Here is a 20,561-nt window from a genome sequence, read left to right on the forward strand (position 1 = left end):
CATCCGACCGCTTCGAGGAGCTATTAGCCTAGTTCATCAGGCGGTGGAACGTCGTGTCCGAGGCGGCTTATGCTTGCGACGTCCCTGCTTCGCCCTGCTGCGAAGAGCGGTTCCCGCCGCAACTTGACTTTAGTATCACCACACAGTATCATTGAGCGCTTATGAACGCGAAGGCACGTCGTACGCTGCAAGCCGTCTTCGACGTGCCCGTACGCGCGAACATCCCGTGGGACGATATCGAGTCCCTGTTCGACGCCGTCGGCGCCGAAATCACGGAAGGGTCCGGATCGCGCGTCCGCGTGGCGCTGAACGGCGTCCGCGCCGTTTTTCATCGCCCGCATCCGCAGAAGGAAACCGATCGCGGAGCCGTTCGTTCGGTCCGGCGGTTTCTGACGGAGGCAGGAGTCAACCCATGATGCAATACAAAGGCTACGTCGGTCAGGTCGAACTCGACGCCGAGGCCTCGCTGCTGCACGGCGAGATCGTCAACATTCGCGACGTCGTGACGTTTCAGGGACGAAGCGTCGAGGAACTACAAACCGCCTTCCGGGAGTCGGTCGACGACTACCTCGCCTTCTGCGCCGAACGGGGCGAAGAACCTGACAAACCCTTCTCCGGCAAGTTCGTGACGCGGATCGATCCGGTCCTGCATCGGCAGGCGAGTTCCGCCGCGGCTTCGGCAGGCAAGAGCCTGAACGCCTGGCTGACCGAACAGATCGAACGAGCCGTCGCGACCGAATCGAGCGATCGCGAAACGGTCCGGGTCGCCGCCGCGTCGAAACGCCGACCCGATCCCAAGAAGCCGCTGCGCAAGAAACGCGCGTAGCGGCAGGCGCGGACCGTCAAGGTCGACGTCGGGTTTACGCTTCCTTCGCGCCCGCTTCGCCCGCCTCGACGACGAACGAGGCTCGCGTGACGAGGGGCGCGCCAGGCTTGTCGATGAACTCGACGGCCTGGTAGTCGCTCTTCCACTCGGTCGGGGTGACCGTGCAGGAGACGTAACCGCGCTCGGCGGAAAAGAACTTCAGGAAGGGGTTCTCCGCCTTGTGGGCCGCTTCCTGCTCGGCCAGGCGCTTCCCGTTGCCGCCCGAGCTGATCGACGTGCCGACGAACTCGGTCGCGACGGTCTCGACGCGTACGCCTTCCCAGTCGAGTTTCAGGTCGTTGACCCAGTTTGAATGGATGTCGCCCGTCAGCACGACGGGATTGCTGATCTTCGCGTCGGCGAGCCCCTGCAGCAGCTTGCGGCGCGGCAGTTCGTAGCCGGGCCACTGGTCCATGCTGTAGGCGACTTCCTCGCCCACCTTGCGATCGACGCGGCCCATCATCACCTGCTGAGCCAGCACGTTCCAGGTCGCCGGAGACGCGGCGAGCGTGCGGTCGAGCCACCGCTCCTGCTCGGTTCCCATCATGGTCGACTCGGGCGCCATGGCCTCGGGCGGAGGAACGATGTTCTTGCCGCCGCCCGGCTGGTCGGTGCGGTACTGCCGCGTGTCCAGGACGGCGAACTCCGCCAGCCTGCCCCACGGCGCCCGACGATAGAGCCGCAGGAACGCGCCCGACGGCGACTGCTGCCGACGAAGGGGCATGTGCTCGTAGTAGGCCTGATAGGAGTTCGCGCGACGCTGATAGAAATGGTCGGGGTCGATCCCCTGCTCTTCGGAGATCAGCTTGGCGTAGTCGTTGTCGAACTCGTGATCGTCCCACGTCACCAGCCAGGGGAAGAGCCGGTGCGTCTCCTGCAGATGCTCGTCGGTTCGGTACTGGGCCAGCCGGTTGCGATAGTCGTCGATCGATTCGATCTCCTGGCCGACATGCTTCCGGACCAGCCCGTCCTTGCCGGCATATTCGTAGATGTAATCGCCGAGGTGGATCACCAGGTCGAGATCCTCCTTCGCCATGTGTTCGTAGGCGGTGAAGAGGCCCGATTCCCAGTGCTGGCAGGAAGCGAAGGCGAAGCGGAGCTTGTCTGGCGTGGCGTCGAGCGAGGGCGCGGTCTTCGTATGACCGACGGGGCTGACGTGATCGCCCACGCGGAAGCGATAGAAGTAGGGCCTGCCCGGGGCGAGACCTTCGACCTCGACATGGACGCTGTGGGCCAGATGGGGCGAGGCGATGGCCGTCCCCTTCCTGACGACCTTTTCGAAGCCTTCGTCGGCCGCGACTTCGTAGTCGACCTCGTACGCTTCCGCCGGCAGGCCGCCGCCGGTCGTCGGCTCGGGCGCCAGGCGGGTCCAGATCACGAAGCCGTCAGGAGCTGGTTCGCCCGAGGCGACGCCGAGCGTGAAGGGCTCGCCCGGGAGCTTCGCGTCCCGCTTCGCCTGGCCGTAGACGGGGTAGCCCCAGAAGGGCGTCGACGCCAGCGCCGAAGCGACGGCGAGGAACCGCCGGCGAGATTCCTGACGGGCGGTCGGCAGGTCGAGGCGAGACTTCACGGGAAGATCCTTGCGGGGATGAGCGGCGGGGATGTACGTCAGGAGCGCTTCAGGGCGGCCTTCGCATTGAAGCATCGCGGCGGACTCGCTGCCACGTTTCTTCATGAGACTTTCGCGAGGACGGACCGATCGAAGGACGTCGAAGTTTGCGAGAGAAGCAGCGAGGCGTCGGCTCTTCTCGGGTGGCACTGGCTCCGCCAGTGTGCAGCGGAGACAGGCCGGCCTTGGGGCGTATCGTTTTAAGGACGAAACTGGCAGAGCCAGTGCCACCCGAAGGAGCAAATGATCTCTCAGGGATCGTCCGTCGCCGCGGGTACGTCCGGCAGCTTCACGCTCGTCCGATCGAACTCCGCCTCGACGACGACCTGGTTGTCGATCTTCTCGATGGTCGCGGGGTCGGTCGAGTTGTACGCGATGGGAGGCGTCTGGGCGTCCTTCGTGACGAGCACGTTCTTCTCCACGCGGACGGAGAACGCCTTGTGAAACCGCAGGGGCGACTTCGCGATGCCGTAGATCGTGTTTCCCGCGATCAGCGTCTGGTCGGTTCCTTCGTCGAGGAACATGCCGTTCGACTCGGCCCGGCCCGCGTTCAGCGGCACGTCGTGAATCACGTTTCGCAGGAACTTCGACCCTGGCTGGCGGCCCAGCGTGTAGATCCCGCCGCCGTCGCTGAGAACCTGCATCACCGTATGGATGTGGTTGTCCGCTACGACGTTCCCCGCCGCGGGCGACGGCGTGGGGTTCCAGATCCAGCCGACGGAGACGCCGGTGTAGGGATGATGGGCGATCAGGTTGTGCGAGATCTCGTTCTCCGCCGCGATGCCGACCCAGACGGCCACGGCGCCGAAGAACTGCTGACCGCAGCGTTCGATCCGGCAGCGCGTGATCACGTTCTTCGACGCGACCTGATCGGGCGCCTTCTTCCACCAGACGTCGCCGTCGACCCGCCGGGCGCTGTCTTCGCCGATCATGACACCGTTGCCGGAGACGTCCTCGATCGCGCAGCCTTCGATGCGGCAACCCATCGAGCGACTGCCGAAGGAGACGCCTCCGCCGCCCAGATGGGCGAAGCGGCAATCGGCAAGGAGGCAACCCTCCGCCTGCTCGAAGGTCACGGCGCACGGCACGAAGCGCCGCATCGATCCGACCTGCGACTGTACGCGATCGTCGTGATAGGTCGCCTGCCCCGCGGCGTAGCCCTTCGCCGGAAGCGGCCAGGCGCAATGCTCGAACGCGAGGCCGTGCAGGCGGACGTTCCTGATGGGCGAAGCGTCGTCCCCCTTCGCCTCGAACAGCGACCGGGCCAGCGGCAGCGTGACGCGGAAGGCTTCGAGCGACTCGCCTTCGCGCGGTCGGTAGAGAACCTTGCCGGCAGCGGCATCGATCAGCCATTCGCCGGGCGCGTCGAAGAAGGCGGGATGATTCTCGACGTAGTACCGCGGATGGGCCTCGAAATGATCGATCGCGTAATGAGCCGCCGCGCTGCCGATCGGATGGGCGACGGTCAGCGTTCGCGAAGCATGATCGACCGACGTCACGTCGATGCGGCTGATCGACCAGTCATGCAGGAAGACCAGCTCGCCGCCGCCGGTCCAGCCTTGCGGCAGGTCGCCCGCGACGAAGGTGAACCCGCTGCGCCGGTCAGGAAGCGCGGCGTCGATCCGCACGTAGCCTTCGTTCGGGTGCCGGGCGCGGGGACGACGCTCCCCGCCGATGAACAGTTCGCGAGGAAGCGGTCGGCTCTGACCCTCGCTGGCTGAGCGGAAGACTTCCGGCAGCGGCGCCTGCCAGACGCCGTCGCCCGCGTCGGTCCAGCCGGAGACTTCGACGCCGCCCGAGATGACCGGATCCGCGCCGTCGGCTGCCTGGAAGGCGACGCTTCCCTGAGCCGGAACGTCGTTCGGCACGAGCACGATCGGGCGATCGATGCGATGCGTCCCCTCGGCGAAGAGGATCGTGATCTGAGCGTCGGGCTGTCCCTTCGCGAGCTTCGCCAACTCTTCGACCGCCCGATGCGGCGACGCGAAAGGCTTCTCCGCGCTGCCGTCGGCGGAGTCGGACCCGCTCGGCGAGACATGGAGCGCGATCGCCTCTGCACGAAGGGAGGCAGGAACCAGAGAGGCGCTGCCGAGGAGAAGCACGATCGACGACAGCCGCGCGAGCGCAAGGGGACGAAGCATCGGCGGGAGGGGGCGGGAGGAAGAGGAGGGAGCGCCCTGAGACGCTTCCGCCACTATAGCCCGGGCCGTAGAGCGTCGCCATGAAAGGCATTTCGTCAGTAGGCGTCGATGTCGAAGTCGCTAAGGACAAACCATGGAAGCGCTGTCAATGCCGCGACAATCAGCGCGATATAGATCGCGACCACCGCAACGATCACGGCCAATCCCTTGGCGAGCGAAAGGGCGAGATTCAAACAGGCGTAGGTCCAGGAACGCTCGCTCGGCGTCGTCGACTCGCCTTCGTCTTCACGACGATGCGGCTCTTCCGCTAGAGGGGCCGAGGGCGGCGTATAGGGATTGTCCATCGGTCCTCACTCTCGCATCTTCGCTTGGCCGCGGGGTACGGCGTCGTAGGCTTCGATCTCGAAGGGGTTGTCGCGATAGGCGCGGCCTCCCTTGAGCCAGGCGTAGAGCGATCCGCCGAAGTAGGCCGGCCCCATCAGCGGACCCCACCGCTCGAACTGTCGCACGTGGACATGCTCGTGGTCGCGGGCGACGTCGAGACTGGCGTCGGTCTGGCCGAGAATGCAGTGGCCGAGCGTCATCGCCATGGTGAGCGGCCCGGTGGGCAGACGCTGAATGGCCCACTGGACGAAGCCGCCGTAGAACTCCACGACGCCCCGGCGGACCTGCACCTTGCCGCCCGAGACCAGGCCGAGCAGACCGACGCCGATCCCGATCAGCGTGTAGGGCGACGCCCAGAGCAGCAGCACGCCGCGACCCAGCATCTTCAGCGCCTGCATCGTCGCCCCGGGTCTTCGGATTCGAACCGTTCTTGATCCCTGCCGTCAGAGAAAGCATGATCGAACGACCGGTCCGCGCAAGCAAGAAGCCCGGCGGAAACCGGGCTTCGAGTGACTTGCAGGGACGCACGACGCTCGAAGGCGTCAGTCGTTCATGCGAGGCTGCGACAGGAAGCTGTTGACGTCCTCGTAGACGACGGTCTCTTCGGCGGGGTAGAAGACCCCCAGCGGGTCCCACCAGGCGCCGCCCGTCGACTTCACGTACTTGGCGTTGTCGAGCGTGCTTCCGTTGTACCGGTTGGTCTCGCCCAGGCCGTTGCGGCGGGCGGGCTGCTTCGACTCGGGTTCGCTCGAACCGGTGAAGAGGCCCATCGGATCGTACCAGGCGGAACGCGAAGTCGAGCCGGAGGCGACCGCCGGAGCGCTGCTCGAGGACTTGCCCCACGAAGGGAGCCAACTTCCCGAGGAAGCTTCCTTCTTGACGTCGTCCTTGGCGATGCTGCTGACGTCGAGGTCCTGAGCGCTCGCGGTCGACGCCGCCAGCAGCGCTACCAGAGCCGCCGCCTTCAGCGACGCGATAACCTGACGAAGCATGGTCCGCTCCTTCCCTGGAGATGACGTGCGCAAGATTGACAGAAGGGGGCGGCGAATCGTCCCTGATCCCCGAACCGCCGTCCAGAGCGAATCCGACAGGCTTTCGACCGCCGGACCGTCCGTCGTTTTCTATCGTCCGCCCGCGGGAAAAGGTTGAACGAATCGTGCGGTTCGACCGAAAGCCTACCGCAGCAACCGCTTCAGCCGCAAAAACCCCATCGGCAGCGACGTTCGCCCCAGCACGGCGTAGTCCGCCAGCGCTTCCCCCAGCGCCGGCGCCAGCTTGAAGCCGTGACCCGAAAGCCCGGCAGCGAACGCCACCCGGGGATGCTGCGGGTGGCGGTCGACGATGAAGTGTCCGTCGGGCGACATCGTGTACAAACACGTTTCGTGGCGCCCGGGCTGGCCCAACCCCGGCAGATGCGTCCGGGCGAACGCGATCACGCGGCCGCGCTCGGACTCGTCGACCTCCCGCGAGACCTGATCGGGGTCGGCGATCTCCTCGCCGCCGGAATGCTCGGCGATCTTCACGCCGTCGGATACGCCCTCCCCCTCGGCGGCAAGAGCGGGAAAGCCGTAGTAAGCGCCTTCGGGCAGGTCGAAGAAGTAGCCCGGCAGCGCTCCTGCCGCATGTTCCGGACGCTCGGTCGGAAACCAGTGGAGATGCTTTCGCAGGACGCGCAGCGGCAGACCCAAATCCGCCAGCAGCGAGGCGCTCCAGCTTCCGCCGGCGATGACCAGGCTTTCCGCTTCGTACCGTTCGCGATCGGTTTCGACGACGACCGACTTCGGCGACGCCGACCAGTTCACGACCCGCTCGCCCCAGCGGAACGTGCAGCCGACGTGCTTCGCCCGGGCGAGATGGGCCTCGACGCAGGCTTCCACGAACAGGTAGCCGGCCGCCGGTTCGAAGGCGACGTCGAAGTCTTCCGGAATCGCCAGCGCCGGATAGCGCCGCATGGCTTCCGCCGGCGACAGGTTCTCGAGCGCCAGCTTATGCCGCTCCGCCGAGCCGCGGACGCCGGCAAGCACTTCGCTCCCCTGCGGTCCGGCCATCAGCACGCCGGACCGGACGAGCAGCGACCGCTTGGTCTCAGCTTCGAGCGTCTCCCACAGGGCGTACGACCTCAGGAGGAGCGGGACGTAGTCCGGATGCTCGAAGTAGGCCTGACGGATCATCCGCGTCTGGCCGTGCGTGCTCCCCTGCTTGTGCGGCGGCTCCCAGCGATCGATGCCGATCGTCTTCACGCCCCGGCGAGCGAGTTGGTAGAGCGCCGCGCTCCCTACGCCTCCGCATCCGATGACGATCGTTTCGGCGGTGAGGGGCATCGGCGATCGGCATCCTGGAAACGTGGCGGGGAATAAAGTCGCCGGATTCTATCGCGAGAGCGCCGATCACGGCGTCGGGACGTCTGGCGCTGCGCTTGCGAGACGTTCGCATCGACGAATCACCCCGTGTGCCATGGCTGGCTTGTCCAGCCGTGCAGAGCCCCTCGAACGGCTCCTCCTTTCGCACGCGTCCGTTAGGGCTTCCAGATCGCGAGACGCGCAAGCCTGTCGTTCGGTCGACGCCCGGTCCAGGCACGGCTGGACAAGCCAGCCATGGCACACGGTCCCCTCCGAGGCGCGAATGCCATTGCCCGGTCGACGCCCCGGAGGCAATAATCCTCCAGCAAGGGCGACATGGCCACGCTTACGGCGATCAGGATTGAATCAATGGCGGGGATTACGACGAACGGACTGACGGCTCCCGCACAGCTCGGGGCGACCGTGCGTCGTGCCGGATGGCCCCCTGCGCTGTTCGCCTTGTCCCTGGGGAGTTTCGCGCTCGGCACGACGGAGTTTCTGCCCGCGGCCCTGCTGCCGACGATCGCGGACGATCTGAACGTGACCGTCGCGTCCGCGGGCTTGTTAATCTCGGGTTATGCGCTCGGCGTGACGCTGATGACGCCGGCGCTGACGGCGGCGTTCTCGGGTTATCCCCGGAAGAAGCTGCTCGTGGCGCTGATGGGCGCCTTCTTCGCGACGAATGTGCTGGCCGCGTTCGCGCCGGGATTCTCGACTCTGATGGCGATGCGGTTCCTGACCGCGTTCTCGCATGGCGTCTACTTCGCCGCGGCGTCGACGGCGGCGGCCAGCCTGGTCGCGAAAGGACGCGAAGCCCAGGCGATCTCCATCCTGTTCGCCGGCCTGACGATCGCCATGGCGACGATCGTCCCCACGGGCGCCTTCATCGGTCAGATCCTCGGCTGGCGCTTCGCCTTCGCGGCGACGGGCTTCCTGGGCCTGCTGACGATGATCGGCATCGCGATCTACGTTCCCGCGCTGCCGGCGTCGGAACATCGACTGAGCCTGGGCAAGCAACTCTCCGCCCTGCGGCATCCGCCGCTGCTGGTCGCGCTGGCGATCACGACCATCGGGTACGCCGGCACGTTCACGACGCTGACCTATCTCGCGGCCACGCTGGGCGAGATCTCCGGGTTCAGCCCGTTCATGGTGACGATTCTGTTCGGCGTGCTGGGAGCGGGCGTGACCGTGGGCAACCTGCTGGGGGGACGCGCCGCGGACTTCGGCATGTACCCGGCCGTCGCGGCGCTGTACGCCTTGAACGCGATCAGCCTGCTGGCCCTCTGGTTCGCGGCGCCCTACCCGGCGTTCGCGGTCGCCGCGCTGATCTTCTTCAGCGTCGTGATGTTCAGCCCGGGCGCCGGGCTGCAACTGCTCGCCCTGCGACAGGCCGCCCGCTGCATGCCGGGTTCGGAGGACGTCGCCGCGGGGCTGAATCAGTCGGCGTTCAATCTGGGGATCGCCATCGGCGCGTTCGTCGGCAGCCAGATCGTCGCCTCCTCCTGGGGCCTCGCCGCGACGCCTGGCGTCAGCGTCCTGCTGCTGCTCGCCGCCGTCGCGGTGACCGCCTGGTCCTGGCGAAGGGATGGAAGGAAGTTCCGCCACGCGTCCGCTTCGATCGACTTGGAATCCGACGCGGCCTGCTCCTTCGATCGCTGCGAGGAAGCGGCGGCGTCGAGCGCGGCGTAGCATCGAGGCTACCTCCGGACCTTCTTTCGTAGGGTGGGTCATTGACCCACCTTTTCGGACGCGCGTGAAGCGATCACATCGTCATTCATATCCGACGAATTCGTCGCCGTACCATTCCGCCGCGCCGCCCCAGTCGGGCGAATACTCGCCCAGCCGGACGTAACGATGAAACGACGACCAAGGCCAATCGGCGACTCGACCGACGAGACCGTGTTTAAGCGGGTTGACGTGAACGTAGTCGACGCATCGTCGAAGATCCCGCTCGTCGCGCACCGTGTGCTCGATGAAGCGGCGTTGCCAGACGCCGTGTTCGCCCTTGCTGTTTCGACTTCCCGAAACAGCGGCGCCGATCGCTCCGCCCGCGAGCCACGTTCGCGTGAACCGCGCCTTGATATGTCGCCAGCGTAACGAGTAGTCGCGATCGTCGTCTGGGAGCTGCCAGACGGCATGCAGATGATCGGGCAGCAAGACGAACGCGATGACCTCGAACGGATGGGCATTGCGAGTCGCGCGGATCGCGTCGCGCAATGCCGACCGACCGAGGTCCGTCCAGAGGATGCCGCGACGTTCGTGCGTTACGACGGTAAAGAAGAACGTGTTGCCGTCATAGGATCGGCGATACCGGCTCATCGATTCGATCGTCGACGGGAAAAGGAAAAGGTGGGTCAATGACCCACCCTACGAAAAGGTCGCGCGCCTTAACGCCTACTCCACCTCATACGTCCCGATCAGCGTGGCGCTGTCGAGGATGCGGCCGCGCATGGCGGTCAGGACGTCGGCGTGAGTGGCCTGGGCGGGGTCGAGGTCCAGGCGGGAGTCGAGGGCGTAGAGCGTGAAGACGTAACGATGAGCGCCCGAGCCGGGAGGGGGATCGGGACCGCGATAGCCGCGGTTGTCGTCAGGCCAGGAGTTCGTCCCTGACCGCCCGATGTCGATCTTGCGGGACAGGACCTCGCGATCCCAGTCTTCCGGCAGTTCCCGAAAGTCGGCCGGAAGATCGTACAGAACCCAGTGGATCCAAGGATGATCCGCAGGCTGCTCGGGCGATGGGGCGTCGGGATCGCTCATGAGCAGCGCGAAGGCGACGGTTCCCTCCGGCGCGCCTTCCCAGGCCAGAGGCGGAGAGACGTCTTCCCCCTGGGCTGTGAAGCGCTTCGGAATCGCCTGGCGATGCTCGAACGCGTCGGAGGTCAACTGCATCGTGGAGCCTGCCGGGGCGTTCTCTGCCTGGATCCGGGCGATCTCCTCTTCGACGTCGGACCGAACGGCGTTCTGTTCGCCTCCGCAGCCGGTGACGGCGATCAGCAGGGCGCATCCAAGCGCGAAGGCCGGTCCGATCGATCGAAGAGAGAACATGACCGACCTGTCTGTTTGAAGGTTCCGTACGTGCGAAGCGATCGTCCGACTTCCGCCTGACGTCCTCGGGCAGCATACGCCCGCGGTCCGATGGCCTCAACCAAGGGCTGGCCTCAGGCCGACGCAGCGCTCTGGCGGGCCCCGCCCTTTTCGAACTTCGTTCGACCCAGATCGACGAGCGCTCTGGGCCGCCCCGAAGGAACTCACGCCAGGCGAGTTCGCACGACCATCTCTCTCAACCATTCGTGACCGTTCACCAGCGCGATGCCGAGCAGGACCAGCGCGGCGCCGGCCAGGAAGCGGGGCTCGACCGGTTCGCCCAGCAGCCAGACGCCGAACGCCACCCCGAACAGGGGCGTCATGAACGACAACGCGCCCAGCCGCGAAGCCAGGTACTCTCGCAGCAGCCAGAACCAGGCGAGGTAGCTGGCGAAGGTGACGACGAATCCCTGAAACAGCAGGCTGCTCCACGCCAGCGGCGTGTGCCGAAAGCCGGTCTGCCCCATCAGGACTGCCGCGATCGTCAGCAGCACGAACGCACCGACAAGCTGATACAGGAGCGTCTTCGACGCGGCGGCGTTCGTCAGGTTCGTACAGCGAATGACGACCGTCGTGGAGCCCCACGCGAGGCCCGAGAGGAGCGCCAGAAGATCGCCCCAGAGAGCGTTCCGCGCTGCCGCGTCGCCGGTCGCCGCGCTGACGGGAGAGTCGATCGCCCCTCGCCAGAACGCGAGAACGATCCCAAGGAACGCGATCGCGATGCCGATCCATTGTGCGACGTGCAGCCGCTCGGTCGGCAGCCGCCACTGCAGCCCCAGCGCGGCGAAGATGGGCGCCGTATAGAGGAACACGACCGTGCGGGAGGCCGTCGTGAAGCGAAGCGCCTCGCCGATGAGCAGGAACTCTGCCGCGAACAGAATCGCGACCAGCAGGCCGGGGCGCCACGTCGGCCCCGTCGCGGTCGTCGCCGGATCCGCCGGTCGGCCTCTGCGGACCAGCATCAGCGCGCCGACCAGGAGGGCCGCGATGCCGGATCGGAGCGCGATCTGGAACAGGGGCGTGATATCGTCGGCGACCGCCTTGATGGCGATCTGCTGAAAGCCCCAGGTCATGCAGAGCAGGACCATCAGCGAGGCCGCTCTCGCGTCGATGGCCTTGCGAACGGTCAAGGAACTCTCTCTTCAGGAGCGTCGCACGGAGTTCGATCCACGTCCGGGCCGCAGCCGGTTTCTTCGGCGTCGCTCATTCTAGAGCGTCCTCGTTCGAGCGGAGTTCGCGGGAGCGTCAAGCGTCCGGCGTGGCGTCACGATCAGGCCCTCGCCGGCGGGCTCTCGCCGGACGATCGGGCCTGCGGCCGGCCCTCCGGCGCGGTTCGGTACGTTGACGATCGGGGCCGGCGCTGATAGGTTCGTCGAAGATTGTTTGCGCGTCGCCCGGCCATCGCCGCGGGAGAATTCCCGCCCCTCCGACGCGAACGCCGCGATCGACGTTTCTCCAGGACTGCGTCAGACCACGCATTCGGCCCCGATTTCCAGAGGAATCGGCCCCGATCCAGGTCATGACGAAGCGAAAAAGAACTTGTCGATCGCCTCTTCCGGAAGGCTCGACTTGGAATCCGCTGAACCCCTCGACCCCGCGTCGCTGCCGCAGACGTTCGCGGAACTCGATCTGTCGCCCGAGATGCTGCGGTCGCTGAATCGGTGCGGCTACGAACGCCCGACCCCGATCCAGGCGGCGCTGATCCCGCTGGCGCTGGAAGATATCGACGTGCTGGGCCAGGCCCGCACGGGCACGGGAAAGACCGCCGCCTTCGGCATCTCGATCCTGGAACAGATCGCTCCCGCGGACGAAATCCCGGGCGTTCAGGCGATGATCCTGGTGCCGACCCGCGAACTGGCCGTTCAGGTCCGCGACGAAATCGACAAGCTGGCGACCGGCCAGGGGGTCACCGTCACCGCGGTCTACGGCGGCAAGCCGATCCGCGGACAGATCGAAAAGCTCCGTCGCGGATCGATGGTCGTCGTCGGCACGCCGGGGCGGATCCTCGATCATATTTCGCGCCGGACGATCGACCTGTCGGAACTCTGGTGCCTGGTGCTGGACGAAGCCGACCGGATGCTGGACATCGGCTTCCGCCCGGAGATCGAGAAGATTCTCCGCCAGTGCCCGAAGGAAGGCCGCCAGACGCTGCTCCTTTCCGCGACGATTCCGCCCGAGATCGAGCGGATGGCCCGGCGCTACATGCGGGAGCCCCAACTGATCAACGTGTCGCCGAAGGAAATCTCGGGCGACACGATCGAGCAGTTCTATTACACCGTCGATCACGAGGACAAATTCCTCCTGCTGACGGAGCTGCTGCGGGAGCATAACCCCACGTCCGCGATCATCTTCTGTCGCACCAAGCGCCGCACGGACGCCATCGCCAGGAAGCTGGAAAAAGCCTTTCCGCGCGAAGCGTGCGCCATGCACGGCGACATGGCCCAGACCGCCCGTGATCGGGTGATGAAGGACTACCGCGAGAAGCGCTTCCGGTTCCTGGTCGCGACGGACGTCGTCGGACGCGGAATCGACATCTCGGGCATCTCGCACATCGTCAACTTCGACGTGCCGAGCTTCAGCGACGACTACGTCCACCGCGTCGGACGTACGGGCCGCATGACCAAGGACGGCGTCACCGACGGCGTCGCCTTCACCTTCATCGGTTCCGACGAGGGTGGCGAGCTGACCAAGATCGAACTTCGCATCAACCGCGAACTGAAGCGGCTGGAAGTGCCCGAGACGGTCAAGGAACAATCGCTCGGTCGCCGCAACGCGATCCCCGACCTTCCCCCGCCCGTCGACCCCCTGACCAAGCATCCGCCGAAGAAGTACCGCCGGCGTTTGTAGGAACGGTTGGCGTCAGGTATTCGATCCAGGCGAGCGGAGGGCGTGAGCCCTCCGTGTCCGGAACGAGAGCCGAAACGCAGAAAACACGGAGGGCTCACGCCCTCCGCTCGCCTTCGAAGCACGAAAAAACGCCTGCCGAATTCCGGCAGGCGTTTTCAGTTTCAGGATCACGTCGGCGACTTACGCCTTGGCCTTCATCCGCGATTCGCGGAGGCCGCGGCTGAGGATGTCGCGGAGGAGGGGCGAGAAGTCCTCGTACGACGCCTCGTCGGGCGAGCCGGCGGCGAACTGATAGATGGCGTCGCGGGGCTTCTTGCCGAGAGCGAGCAGCGTGGAGCTGACCGTTCCCCGGTTTGGCCCGCGGAGAATCATCTGCGGACGATCCGGGTGCATCGGAGCCCGGGCGAAGACCTTGCTCGCCATCGCCAGGAACTTCACCGGCGAGTCGAGCGTCTGCAGCGTGAGAAGCCGGTGCGCCAGTTGCACGCGTTCGTCCCGCGGATCGTTGACGTTCCGGTTCCCGATGATCGAGAGCCCGTCCCGCAGTTCGATCGCTTCCGGTTCGTCGCCGCCATGAATGGCCCAGCCCGATTCCGAGTCCGCGACGATCAGATTGACGCCGTCGTACTTTTCGGACGAAAGCTCGTCGAGCGCGACGTCGACCGCCTGACGCGAGGTCTGGCAGCGGGCGAGTTCCCGCACGAGCAGACCGCGGGACCGCGGAACGATCGGAGCGTCGAGCTTCGGACGGTTCGCCGCAGCGACGAACAGGCCGTGCTGGTTGACCGTGAGCCACGAGCCGCGCGTCTGCTGGTCGACGCCGCAGAGCACGCGGGGCTTGCCCGATTGGATCGACGGGGGCAAACTGGCACGACTATAAGCTTCCTCGCGGTTGGCGGCGACCAGGATGGGCGCTTCCGGAACGAGGCGGTACTGAATGGCAATCAGGCTCATGCCAAGGCGCCGTTTCTATCGCTAGAGGACGAAGAGCCAAAGAGCGGGGGCCGACCGAGAGTCCGCAGAGGGCGAAACGCAGTTCGGCCTCAGGCTCCCGACCAGCCGGCGACCGAGGGCCGCCGATGAGCCTATTTAAGCGGAGTTCCGCCAAACTAACACCCCTTTTCGGGAAGCGTGCGACAGTTTTTCCCGCGTCAAGGGCGGATTCGACTGCGCTAATGCGTCCATAGACATCGATAAGACTGCGCGAGCTGGCAACGAATCGAATCGTTTCGACCGCACCTCTCTTCAGGCCCCGTCACCCTATGCCCCGAAGTTCCGCTTCTCCGATCGGTATCGCGATGGTCGGCGTCGGCGCCGTGACCGACTATCACCACATTCCCGCCGCCCGGCTCGACTCAAGGTGCCGCGTGGTCGCGATTTGCGACGCCTCGGCGGAACTGGTCGAACGACGTCGATCCGAATGGGGCGTCGAGTTCGCAACCACTGACTACCGCGAGCTTTGCAACCGGGACGACGTCGATGCGGTGGTGATCGCTACGCCGAACTGGACCCACCGCGAGATGGCGGTCGATTTCGCGAAAGCGGGCAAGCACATCATGTGCGAGAAGCCGCTCGGCCTGAACGCGGGCGAAGTCCGGCAGATGTACCACGCCGCGCGGGACAACGACGTCGTCCACATGACGGCATTCACGTACCGCTTCGCTCCGTCGATGCTTTACCTCCGGAGCCTGCTGAAAGCTGGACAGCTTGGCGAACCCAGGCACTTTCGCAGCCAGCGCTTCCTGGACTGGCCGGAAACGAGTTGGGGCTGGCGCCAGTACAAGAGCAAGGCCGGGGCGGGCGACCTGTTCGACATGACGATCCACCGGATCGACTTCGCGATCGATCTGCTCGGCCCGATCAAGACGATCAGCGGCGCCGTCGCCACCTTCTGTCCGCGGGACAAGGACAAGGACGGCAACGCCTGCCCCCCGTCGGAGGTCGACGACTGGTCCTGCCTGATCGGGGAGTTCGAGAGCGGCGCGACCGGCGTGTGGGAAGGCACGACGCTTGCCAAAGGCTATCACCGTAACGGCTTCGGTCACGAGTGGGCGGAGATCAACGGGTCCGAAGGGTCCGCCGTCTACCAGCTTCACGAGCCTAACCGGATCCTCCTGGGCAAAACGGGCAGCGATCTGGCCCCGGTCGACGTTCCGGAGGAGTTCCTCAAGCCCGCCAGCAGTCCGCGAGTCCTGGGCGAGGGCCTCCCCGCGACGGTGTTCCGGTACGACCTGATGTGGGAATTCGTCTCAGCCATCGTCGAAGGACGCCAGGCCGTGCCGAATTTCTACGACGGCCTGCGGTCGCAAGTGGTGGCCGACGCGACGCTCGACTCCTATGCCCAGCGGCGCTGGATCGAAATTCCCGCCGAGCCCCTATAGTTCCCGTGTCCCCTGGTGCGCCGAACCCTCGGGTCGATCGGCTCCAGAGAAGCGGCTTCGGCGGCAGAAGCATCGAAGGAAGCTGAGGCGTCGGCAGCCATGTCGATCGCCTGCCGCGACTTGGCGGAGGAGGTCGCCGACCGGTTTCAGAGTGTGCCGGCGATTCGGCCTTCGCTATACTTTCACCTCCGACCGTGCTGTCCGAACGCGAGCCAGCGTCAGCGCGCTCGCACGAAACCGAGCATCGATGGCCGATACGCTTTCGCGGAATTCCCTACCTGGCGACGGGCCGTCGTTGTCTGACGACTTTCCGTCCGCTGCAGGCCCGAATTCCCGGGTCGGCACGTCCGCTCGCGCTGCGACTTCGACGCTGACCGGTTTCCAGGTACTCGCGACGGGCTCGTACGCGCCCCCTCAAGCGGTCACGAACGAAGCGCTGGGCGAGCTCGGTTACGACGCCGACTGGATCGTGCAACGAACGGGCATCCGCGCCCGGCGTCGGGTCGCGGAGACGGTTTCGGCCAGCGACCTCGCCTACGAAGCCGCCCGCGCGTGCCTGGATGCCGCCGAGGCGACGCCCGAGGAGATCGACCTGATCCTCGTGGCGACGATGACGCCCGATCACAAGACGCCGTCGACCGCCTGCCTGCTTCAGGCCCGGCTGGGCGCCACGGCGCCGGCGATGGACCTGAACGCGGCCTGCTCCGGGTTCGTCTACGCGATGGTGACCGGCGGAATGTTCCTGCAGCAGCCGGGGTTCTCCCGCGTGCTGGTGGTGGGAACTGACGTCATGAGCCACCTGCTCGACCCGGAAGACCGCAAGACGTTCCCGCTGTTCGGCGACGGCGCGGGAGCGGCGCTGCTCGGCAAGGGATCGTCGACGCAGGGAGCGCTGGCGTACGAACTGGGCGCCGACGGCACGAACAACGAACTGCTGATCGTCCCCGCCGGCGGGTCGCGCGAGCCTGCGACCTGCGCCTCGCTCGAGGCGAAGAACCATTTCCTGCGAATGGACGGGCGACCGGTCTTCAAGTGGGCCGTGCGCACCATCCGCGAGTCGTGCGAGCGGGTCCTGCGCGAGGCGGGCGTGGCGCCGGAGGAGGTCGACCTGGTCGTCCTGCACCAGGCGAACCAGCGGATCCTCGACGCCGCGTCGAGCGAGCTCGGCTTTCTGCCCGAGCGGAACTTCATGAACCTCGACCGCTACGGCAACACCTCCGCGGGAAGCATTCCGCTCGCCCTCGACGAGGCCGCCCGCGAAGGTCGCATCGGTCCCGGCTCCCGCGTGCTTCTCTGCGGCTTCGGCGCCGGACTGACCTGGGGCACGATGCTGCTCCGCTGGTAGCGAACGGAGCTCGCATGGGTAAGCGCCGTCGCCAGCGAGATTCTTCACGTCGCGCCGACGCTGCGCCGAATACCAGGCAAGCACGAGCGGCGACGCCGGCGATCGAAGCGAAGCGACCGGTCCGCTTCGAAGACCAACTGACGGTCTTCTGGATGATGACGACGCTCTTCACGCTGGCGACGATGACGCTGGATCTAGGCGCGACGGCGTACGAAGCCTTTCGCGACTCGCCGACGGGCGACGGAGCAAGCCTCGCGGTCGCCGACTACGCCCGGCTCGCGACGGCGATGACGAGCCTGCTGCTGCTCGTGATGACGCCGATCGTACTCAACGTTCGCCAGGTCGCTCCGCCCCGGGCGATCACGATCTTCGTGCTCGCCGTGGCGATCGTCGGGCTCGGGTGGGCCCTGCTGACCGGAGCGACGGCCCAGGATTTCTTCGGCGCCGATCGATCGTCCGATCCGGCTGGCGGTCCGTCGATCGCTACCGGTCATGTTCTCCTCCGGGTGCCACTGGCTCCGCCAGTGCGTCCCGGATGCCGGATCGCATCGAGTTCTAAGTTTGACGATCATCCAAGCTTCGGCACTGGCGGAGCCAGTGGCACCCGAACCTCTTCGATCAACCTGACATTTACGGATAGACGCACCACCAGCGTCCGCTCGATCCGAGGATGACCGCCTCGGACGACCATGTTGATGGCGGAGACGTCGACAGCGGAATCGAACGCTATCTGGTTCGTCATGGCGCGCTGGGAAAGCGTCGGCTGGTCGGCGCGATCCGCTCGCTGGCGCTGCTGCGCGGCGACCGGGTCCTGATCCGTACGGAGCGGGGCGTCGAGGCGGCGGAGACCCTGCTCGCGCCGCAGGAACTTCCCCGTTCGCTCGCCGAGCGTCCTCCGGCAGGCGAGGCGCTCGAGAAGTTGCCGGAGAGCGCTGGAATCGTCAGCGCCGAAGCCGCGAGCGAAGCGTCGCTTCGTGAACGCGAACGCATCGAAGCGCTGGTTCAGCGCCTGATCGCCTCCCGGGCGCCGGAGACGGTGATCGTCGATTCGGAGCTGCTCTGGGAGGGTCGCGATCTGATCTTCTACCTGGCGTTCGCCGGCTCGCACGAACTGGGGCGGATCGCCGTCGAGGCTTCGACGCCGACGCTCCACGTTCGCTTCGAGACGCATGACCCGCCCGAAGACGAAGCGGTCGAACGGTTCGACGGCGCCGCTGCGCCGGTCGCTCCGCCTGCGCGGTCCGATCGACTGCCGCGGGAAGAGCGCTTCAAGGAGATCGCCGACCCGCTCGTCGCGGGGCTGCCGGACGCTCTCGCGAACCCGGGCGGGAAGATCGACTACGAAAACGGCTGGCGGCTGCAGCATCACGGTCTGTACGTGCAGCGGCGGCAGGAACGTTCGACAGAAAGAGAACCGCGCGCCGAACGCGGAACGCAGGAGGCCATGCTGCGCGTCCGCGTGCCGGGCGGAAGGCTTTCGGCGATGCAGTTCGTCGCGCTCGCGGATCTGGCCCAGACGCTGGGACGGGGAGATTTGCGCCTGACCTCTCGGCAGACGGTGCAGATCCACGGCCTGCCGATCGGCGCGCTCGGCGAAGTGCAGCGACGACTGGAGGGGGCGGGCCTCTCCTCCTGGGCGACCTGCGGCGATACGGTTCGCAACGTCGTCGCCTGCCCTGCCCTGCCCCGCCGCGCGAGCTGGGCGGCCGCGTTCCGCAAGGCGACGCAGGCGCTCGACCAGGCGCTGCAACCCGAACGAAGTCCGTACGAACGCCTGTGGCACGGCCCTTCGTCGATGCCCGCCGAAGCGGTCGACGATCCGCTGTTCGGTCGCGATCTTCTGCCGCGGAAGTTCAAGCTGGCCCTCGCGGCGCCGGGCGACTGCTGCACGGATTTGCTAGCGCACGACCTGGGCTTCGAGGCGACGCTGTCGAGCGGAACGCTCGCGGGGCTGTCGGGCGCGTCGCTCGCCGGCTGGAACGTCGTGCTGGGGGGCGGCCTGGGTTACACGCTCGGACGAGACGACACGGGTCCGCGGCTGGCCGAGCCGCTCGGTTGGGTTCCGGCGGAAAGGATCTTCGACGTCGCGCAGGGCGTTCTCCGGTGGTATCGCCGGGAGGGAGATCGGACCGACCGTCGACGTGCGCGGCTGAAGTACCTGGTCGCCGACCTCGGAATCGATCAGGTGCGCGAGACGCTGGAACGCGACCTCTCGCTTTCGTTCGCCCCCTTTCGAGGACGCGAGGCGGGAGCGTCGCGTTTCCCCGACGATCATCTCGACCCGATTCGACAGGACGACGGTCGTTACCGCATTGGCCTGCACCTCACGGCAGGACGGCTTGGCGGTTCGAACGGCGGGGAGTTACAGCCGCTTCGAGACCTGCTGGCGCGACTGCGACCGGCGGTCGCCCTGACGCCGCAGCAGAACCTGCTGTTCCTCGATCTATCGCGCGAGCAGATCGACGAAGTCAGCACGGCGCTGACGGAGGCGGGCTACAAGCCGACGCCGCCGGGCGATTCGCTCCGCCGTAACGCGCTCGCCTGCCCTGCGGCGCCGACCTGCGGTCTGGCGCTGGCAGACGGGGAACGCCTGCTGCCCCAGGCGCTGACGGCGCTTCGGTGGAGTCTCGATCGCGCAGGGCTGAAGGGGGCGTCGCTCACGCTCAGCCTGACCGGTTGTCCCAACGGATGCGCGCGGGCGTACCTGGCGGAGCTCGCGATCGTCGGCGTAGGCCCCGGACGCTATGCCCTGCGCGTGGGCGGGATGCCGTCGCGCGAGCGATTGAATCAGGAGATCGCCGTCGTCCCGCAATCACGGCTGAACGACGCGTTCGACCAACTAGCCCGCTGGTGGACCGAGCGACGCAGCGGCGAGGAACCCCTCGGCGAGACGGTCGCACGCCTGGGAACGACCGAACTGGCGGAGCGGCTGCGAGCGACTTGATCGCCAGGGAGATCTCTCCGCGTTGCATCGGGGCGGGCGACGTTCGATGATGGCGCGAAGCGTTTCTCATTCTTACGAACGGCTCTTCGATGGATCGCGGTCGACGCCTGAAGACGATCGGCGCGTCGCTCGCTATCGGCGCCGGGATGTGCGCGCTGGCGTGCGGAATCGGGGGACTGTTTCTGGCGGCTGCGGGCTTGCGGTCCGCGACGCCTGCGGCGGCGATCGAGCGGGTTCTCGAAGCCGACCGGCTCGCGTCGCAGGGAACCAGCAGTCCCGGCGAGGTCGTCGCGAACATGCGGGCGATCGATCTCGCCCGGTGCCCTGAAGATTTTCAGAACGCCTTCCTGAGGCACATCGCGGCCTGGGAAGGACGGGTCGCCGCCCATGCCGAGGCCGAGGCCTGGATTGCCGAGTTCGCGCCCGGTCAGGGAACGCCGGACGACGTGCTCTACACGACGAACCTGCCCGAGGGCGCTTCTACCGAAGGAGAGATGCGGCGCCAAGCGATCCAGCGCAGCAGCGCGAACGCCCAGCAGGCGATTCAGTCGACGTTCGAAGCGGTCGAACGCCTCGCCGCGGAGCATGGCGCCCGCGTGCGGTAATCGCGCTTCGGACGCCT

The 20,561-nt window shown here is 66.6% G+C and carries 19 protein-coding genes; 9 read left to right on the forward strand and 10 right to left on the reverse strand.

Going from position 1 to position 20,561, the window contains the following annotated elements:
* Positions 1-161: 161 nt before the first annotated feature.
* Together SH602x_RS24155 and SH602x_RS24160 are read left to right on the forward strand one after the other, a co-directional pair.
* Positions 162-416: a type II toxin-antitoxin system HicA family toxin gene (locus SH602x_RS24155; protein WP_479470574.1), complete on the forward strand. Its 255-nt coding sequence runs from the start codon at positions 162-164 to the stop codon at positions 414-416.
* The gene (locus SH602x_RS24160) at positions 413-826 is read left to right on the forward strand and encodes a type II toxin-antitoxin system HicB family antitoxin (RefSeq protein WP_479474696.1); all 414 of its coding nucleotides are present in this window, start codon (positions 413-415) and stop codon (positions 824-826) included. The genes SH602x_RS24155 and SH602x_RS24160 overlap by 4 nt, the downstream gene beginning before the upstream one ends.
* Positions 827-860: 34 nt before the next feature.
* On the opposite strand, the gene SH602x_RS24165 is transcribed toward SH602x_RS24160, so the two are convergent.
* The 6 genes from SH602x_RS24165 to solA form a co-directional block, all read right to left on the reverse strand.
* Complete coding sequence (locus tag SH602x_RS24165) at positions 861-2,540, reverse strand: alkaline phosphatase D family protein (protein WP_479474697.1); 1,680 nt, start codon at positions 2,538-2,540, stop codon at positions 861-863.
* Between the two features lie 185 nt (positions 2,541-2,725).
* The gene (locus SH602x_RS24170; protein WP_479474698.1) at positions 2,726-4,615 is read right to left on the reverse strand and encodes a right-handed parallel beta-helix repeat-containing protein; all 1,890 of its coding nucleotides are present in this window, start codon (positions 4,613-4,615) and stop codon (positions 2,726-2,728) included.
* Positions 4,616-4,710: 95 nt separating this feature from the next.
* Positions 4,711-4,959, reverse strand: coding sequence for a hypothetical protein (locus SH602x_RS24175; protein WP_479474699.1), 249 nt, complete (start codon positions 4,957-4,959; stop codon positions 4,711-4,713).
* 6 nt (positions 4,960-4,965) lie between these two features.
* Entirely contained in the window at positions 4,966-5,397 is a 432-nt protein-coding gene (locus SH602x_RS24180) for a hypothetical protein (protein ID WP_479474700.1), read from the reverse strand.
* Positions 5,398-5,541: 144 nt separating this feature from the next.
* Complete coding sequence (locus SH602x_RS24185; protein ID WP_479474701.1) at positions 5,542-5,991, reverse strand: hypothetical protein; 450 nt, start codon at positions 5,989-5,991, stop codon at positions 5,542-5,544.
* A gap of 183 nt (positions 5,992-6,174) precedes the next feature.
* Positions 6,175-7,320 carry an N-methyl-L-tryptophan oxidase gene (solA, locus tag SH602x_RS24190; protein WP_479474702.1) on the reverse strand — a complete coding sequence of 382 codons (1,146 nt, stop codon included), beginning with the start codon at positions 7,318-7,320 and terminating at the stop codon, positions 6,175-6,177.
* 387 nt (positions 7,321-7,707) lie between these two features.
* Here solA and SH602x_RS24195 point away from each other — a divergent pair, with 387 nt between their 5' ends.
* Positions 7,708-9,027, forward strand: a complete 1,320-nt coding sequence (locus tag SH602x_RS24195; RefSeq protein ID WP_479474703.1) for an MFS transporter — start codon at positions 7,708-7,710, stop codon at positions 9,025-9,027.
* Positions 9,028-9,108: 81 nt separating this feature from the next.
* Here the strand turns inward: SH602x_RS24195 and SH602x_RS24200 are convergent, their stop codons facing one another.
* From SH602x_RS24200 to SH602x_RS24210, 3 genes are all read right to left on the reverse strand, one after another.
* Positions 9,109-9,657, reverse strand: a complete 549-nt coding sequence (locus tag SH602x_RS24200) for an REP-associated tyrosine transposase (RefSeq protein WP_479474704.1) — start codon at positions 9,655-9,657, stop codon at positions 9,109-9,111.
* Between the two features lie 75 nt (positions 9,658-9,732).
* A complete protein-coding gene (locus SH602x_RS24205; RefSeq protein WP_479474705.1) occupies positions 9,733-10,383 on the reverse strand; it encodes a YbhB/YbcL family Raf kinase inhibitor-like protein in 651 nt (216 codons plus the stop codon).
* Positions 10,384-10,586: 203 nt separating this feature from the next.
* A complete protein-coding gene (locus tag SH602x_RS24210) occupies positions 10,587-11,552 on the reverse strand; it encodes a DMT family transporter (protein WP_479474706.1) in 966 nt (321 codons plus the stop codon).
* A 439-nt stretch (positions 11,553-11,991) separates the two neighbouring features.
* On the opposite strand from SH602x_RS24210, the gene SH602x_RS24215 reads away from it, so the two are divergent.
* The gene (locus SH602x_RS24215; RefSeq protein WP_479474707.1) at positions 11,992-13,269 is read left to right on the forward strand and encodes a DEAD/DEAH box helicase; all 1,278 of its coding nucleotides are present in this window, start codon (positions 11,992-11,994) and stop codon (positions 13,267-13,269) included.
* A 180-nt stretch (positions 13,270-13,449) separates the two neighbouring features.
* Here the strand turns inward: SH602x_RS24215 and SH602x_RS24220 are convergent, their stop codons facing one another.
* Positions 13,450-14,223, reverse strand: coding sequence for an NRDE family protein (locus tag SH602x_RS24220; RefSeq protein ID WP_479470562.1), 774 nt, complete (start codon positions 14,221-14,223; stop codon positions 13,450-13,452).
* A 308-nt stretch (positions 14,224-14,531) separates the two neighbouring features.
* On the opposite strand from SH602x_RS24220, the gene SH602x_RS24225 reads away from it, so the two are divergent.
* The 5 genes from SH602x_RS24225 to SH602x_RS24245 all read left to right on the forward strand — a co-directional run bounded on the left by SH602x_RS24225 (position 14,532) and on the right by SH602x_RS24245 (position 20,544).
* Positions 14,532-15,650, forward strand: coding sequence for a Gfo/Idh/MocA family protein (locus tag SH602x_RS24225; protein ID WP_479474708.1), 1,119 nt, complete (start codon positions 14,532-14,534; stop codon positions 15,648-15,650).
* Between the two features lie 295 nt (positions 15,651-15,945).
* Entirely contained in the window at positions 15,946-16,995 is a 1,050-nt protein-coding gene (locus SH602x_RS24230) for a beta-ketoacyl-ACP synthase III (protein WP_479470560.1), read from the forward strand.
* A gap of 14 nt (positions 16,996-17,009) precedes the next feature.
* A complete protein-coding gene (locus SH602x_RS24235; RefSeq protein WP_479474709.1) occupies positions 17,010-17,669 on the forward strand; it encodes a hypothetical protein in 660 nt (219 codons plus the stop codon).
* The gene (locus tag SH602x_RS24240; protein WP_479474710.1) at positions 17,666-19,939 is read left to right on the forward strand and encodes an assimilatory sulfite reductase (NADPH) hemoprotein subunit; all 2,274 of its coding nucleotides are present in this window, start codon (positions 17,666-17,668) and stop codon (positions 19,937-19,939) included. Before SH602x_RS24235 ends, SH602x_RS24240 begins: the two co-directional genes overlap by 4 nt.
* A gap of 89 nt (positions 19,940-20,028) precedes the next feature.
* Positions 20,029-20,544, forward strand: coding sequence for a hypothetical protein (locus SH602x_RS24245; protein WP_479474711.1), 516 nt, complete (start codon positions 20,029-20,031; stop codon positions 20,542-20,544).
* Positions 20,545-20,561 lie beyond the last annotated feature (17 nt).

The organism is Lignipirellula cremea, from assembly GCF_056501455.1.

What these genes read in the sequence shown, in the direction of transcription:
- SH602x_RS24155 (WP_479470574.1), top strand. Translation starts at nt 162, where the DNA reads ATGAACGCGAAGGCACGTCGTACGCTGCAAGCCGTCTTCGACGTGCCC.
- SH602x_RS24160 (WP_479474696.1), top strand. Translation starts at nt 413, where the DNA reads ATGATGCAATACAAAGGCTACGTCGGTCAGGTCGAACTCGACGCCGAG.
- SH602x_RS24165 (WP_479474697.1), bottom strand. Translation starts at nt 2,540, where the DNA reads ATGAAGAAACGTGGCAGCGAGTCCGCCGCGATGCTTCAATGCGAAGGC.
- SH602x_RS24170 (WP_479474698.1), bottom strand. Translation starts at nt 4,615, where the DNA reads ATGCTTCGTCCCCTTGCGCTCGCGCGGCTGTCGTCGATCGTGCTTCTC.
- SH602x_RS24175 (WP_479474699.1), bottom strand. Translation starts at nt 4,959, where the DNA reads ATGGACAATCCCTATACGCCGCCCTCGGCCCCTCTAGCGGAAGAGCCG.
- SH602x_RS24180 (WP_479474700.1), bottom strand. Translation starts at nt 5,397, where the DNA reads ATGCAGGCGCTGAAGATGCTGGGTCGCGGCGTGCTGCTGCTCTGGGCG.
- SH602x_RS24185 (WP_479474701.1), bottom strand. Translation starts at nt 5,991, where the DNA reads ATGCTTCGTCAGGTTATCGCGTCGCTGAAGGCGGCGGCTCTGGTAGCG.
- solA (WP_479474702.1), bottom strand. Translation starts at nt 7,320, where the DNA reads ATGCCCCTCACCGCCGAAACGATCGTCATCGGATGCGGAGGCGTAGGG.
- SH602x_RS24195 (WP_479474703.1), top strand. Translation starts at nt 7,708, where the DNA reads ATGGCGGGGATTACGACGAACGGACTGACGGCTCCCGCACAGCTCGGG.
- SH602x_RS24200 (WP_479474704.1), bottom strand. Translation starts at nt 9,657, where the DNA reads ATGAGCCGGTATCGCCGATCCTATGACGGCAACACGTTCTTCTTTACC.
- SH602x_RS24205 (WP_479474705.1), bottom strand. Translation starts at nt 10,383, where the DNA reads ATGTTCTCTCTTCGATCGATCGGACCGGCCTTCGCGCTTGGATGCGCC.
- SH602x_RS24220 (WP_479470562.1), bottom strand. Translation starts at nt 14,223, where the DNA reads ATGAGCCTGATTGCCATTCAGTACCGCCTCGTTCCGGAAGCGCCCATC.
- SH602x_RS24225 (WP_479474708.1), top strand. Translation starts at nt 14,532, where the DNA reads ATGCCCCGAAGTTCCGCTTCTCCGATCGGTATCGCGATGGTCGGCGTC.
- SH602x_RS24235 (WP_479474709.1), top strand. Translation starts at nt 17,010, where the DNA reads ATGGGTAAGCGCCGTCGCCAGCGAGATTCTTCACGTCGCGCCGACGCT.
- SH602x_RS24240 (WP_479474710.1), top strand. Translation starts at nt 17,666, where the DNA reads ATGACCGCCTCGGACGACCATGTTGATGGCGGAGACGTCGACAGCGGA.
- SH602x_RS24245 (WP_479474711.1), top strand. Translation starts at nt 20,029, where the DNA reads ATGGATCGCGGTCGACGCCTGAAGACGATCGGCGCGTCGCTCGCTATC.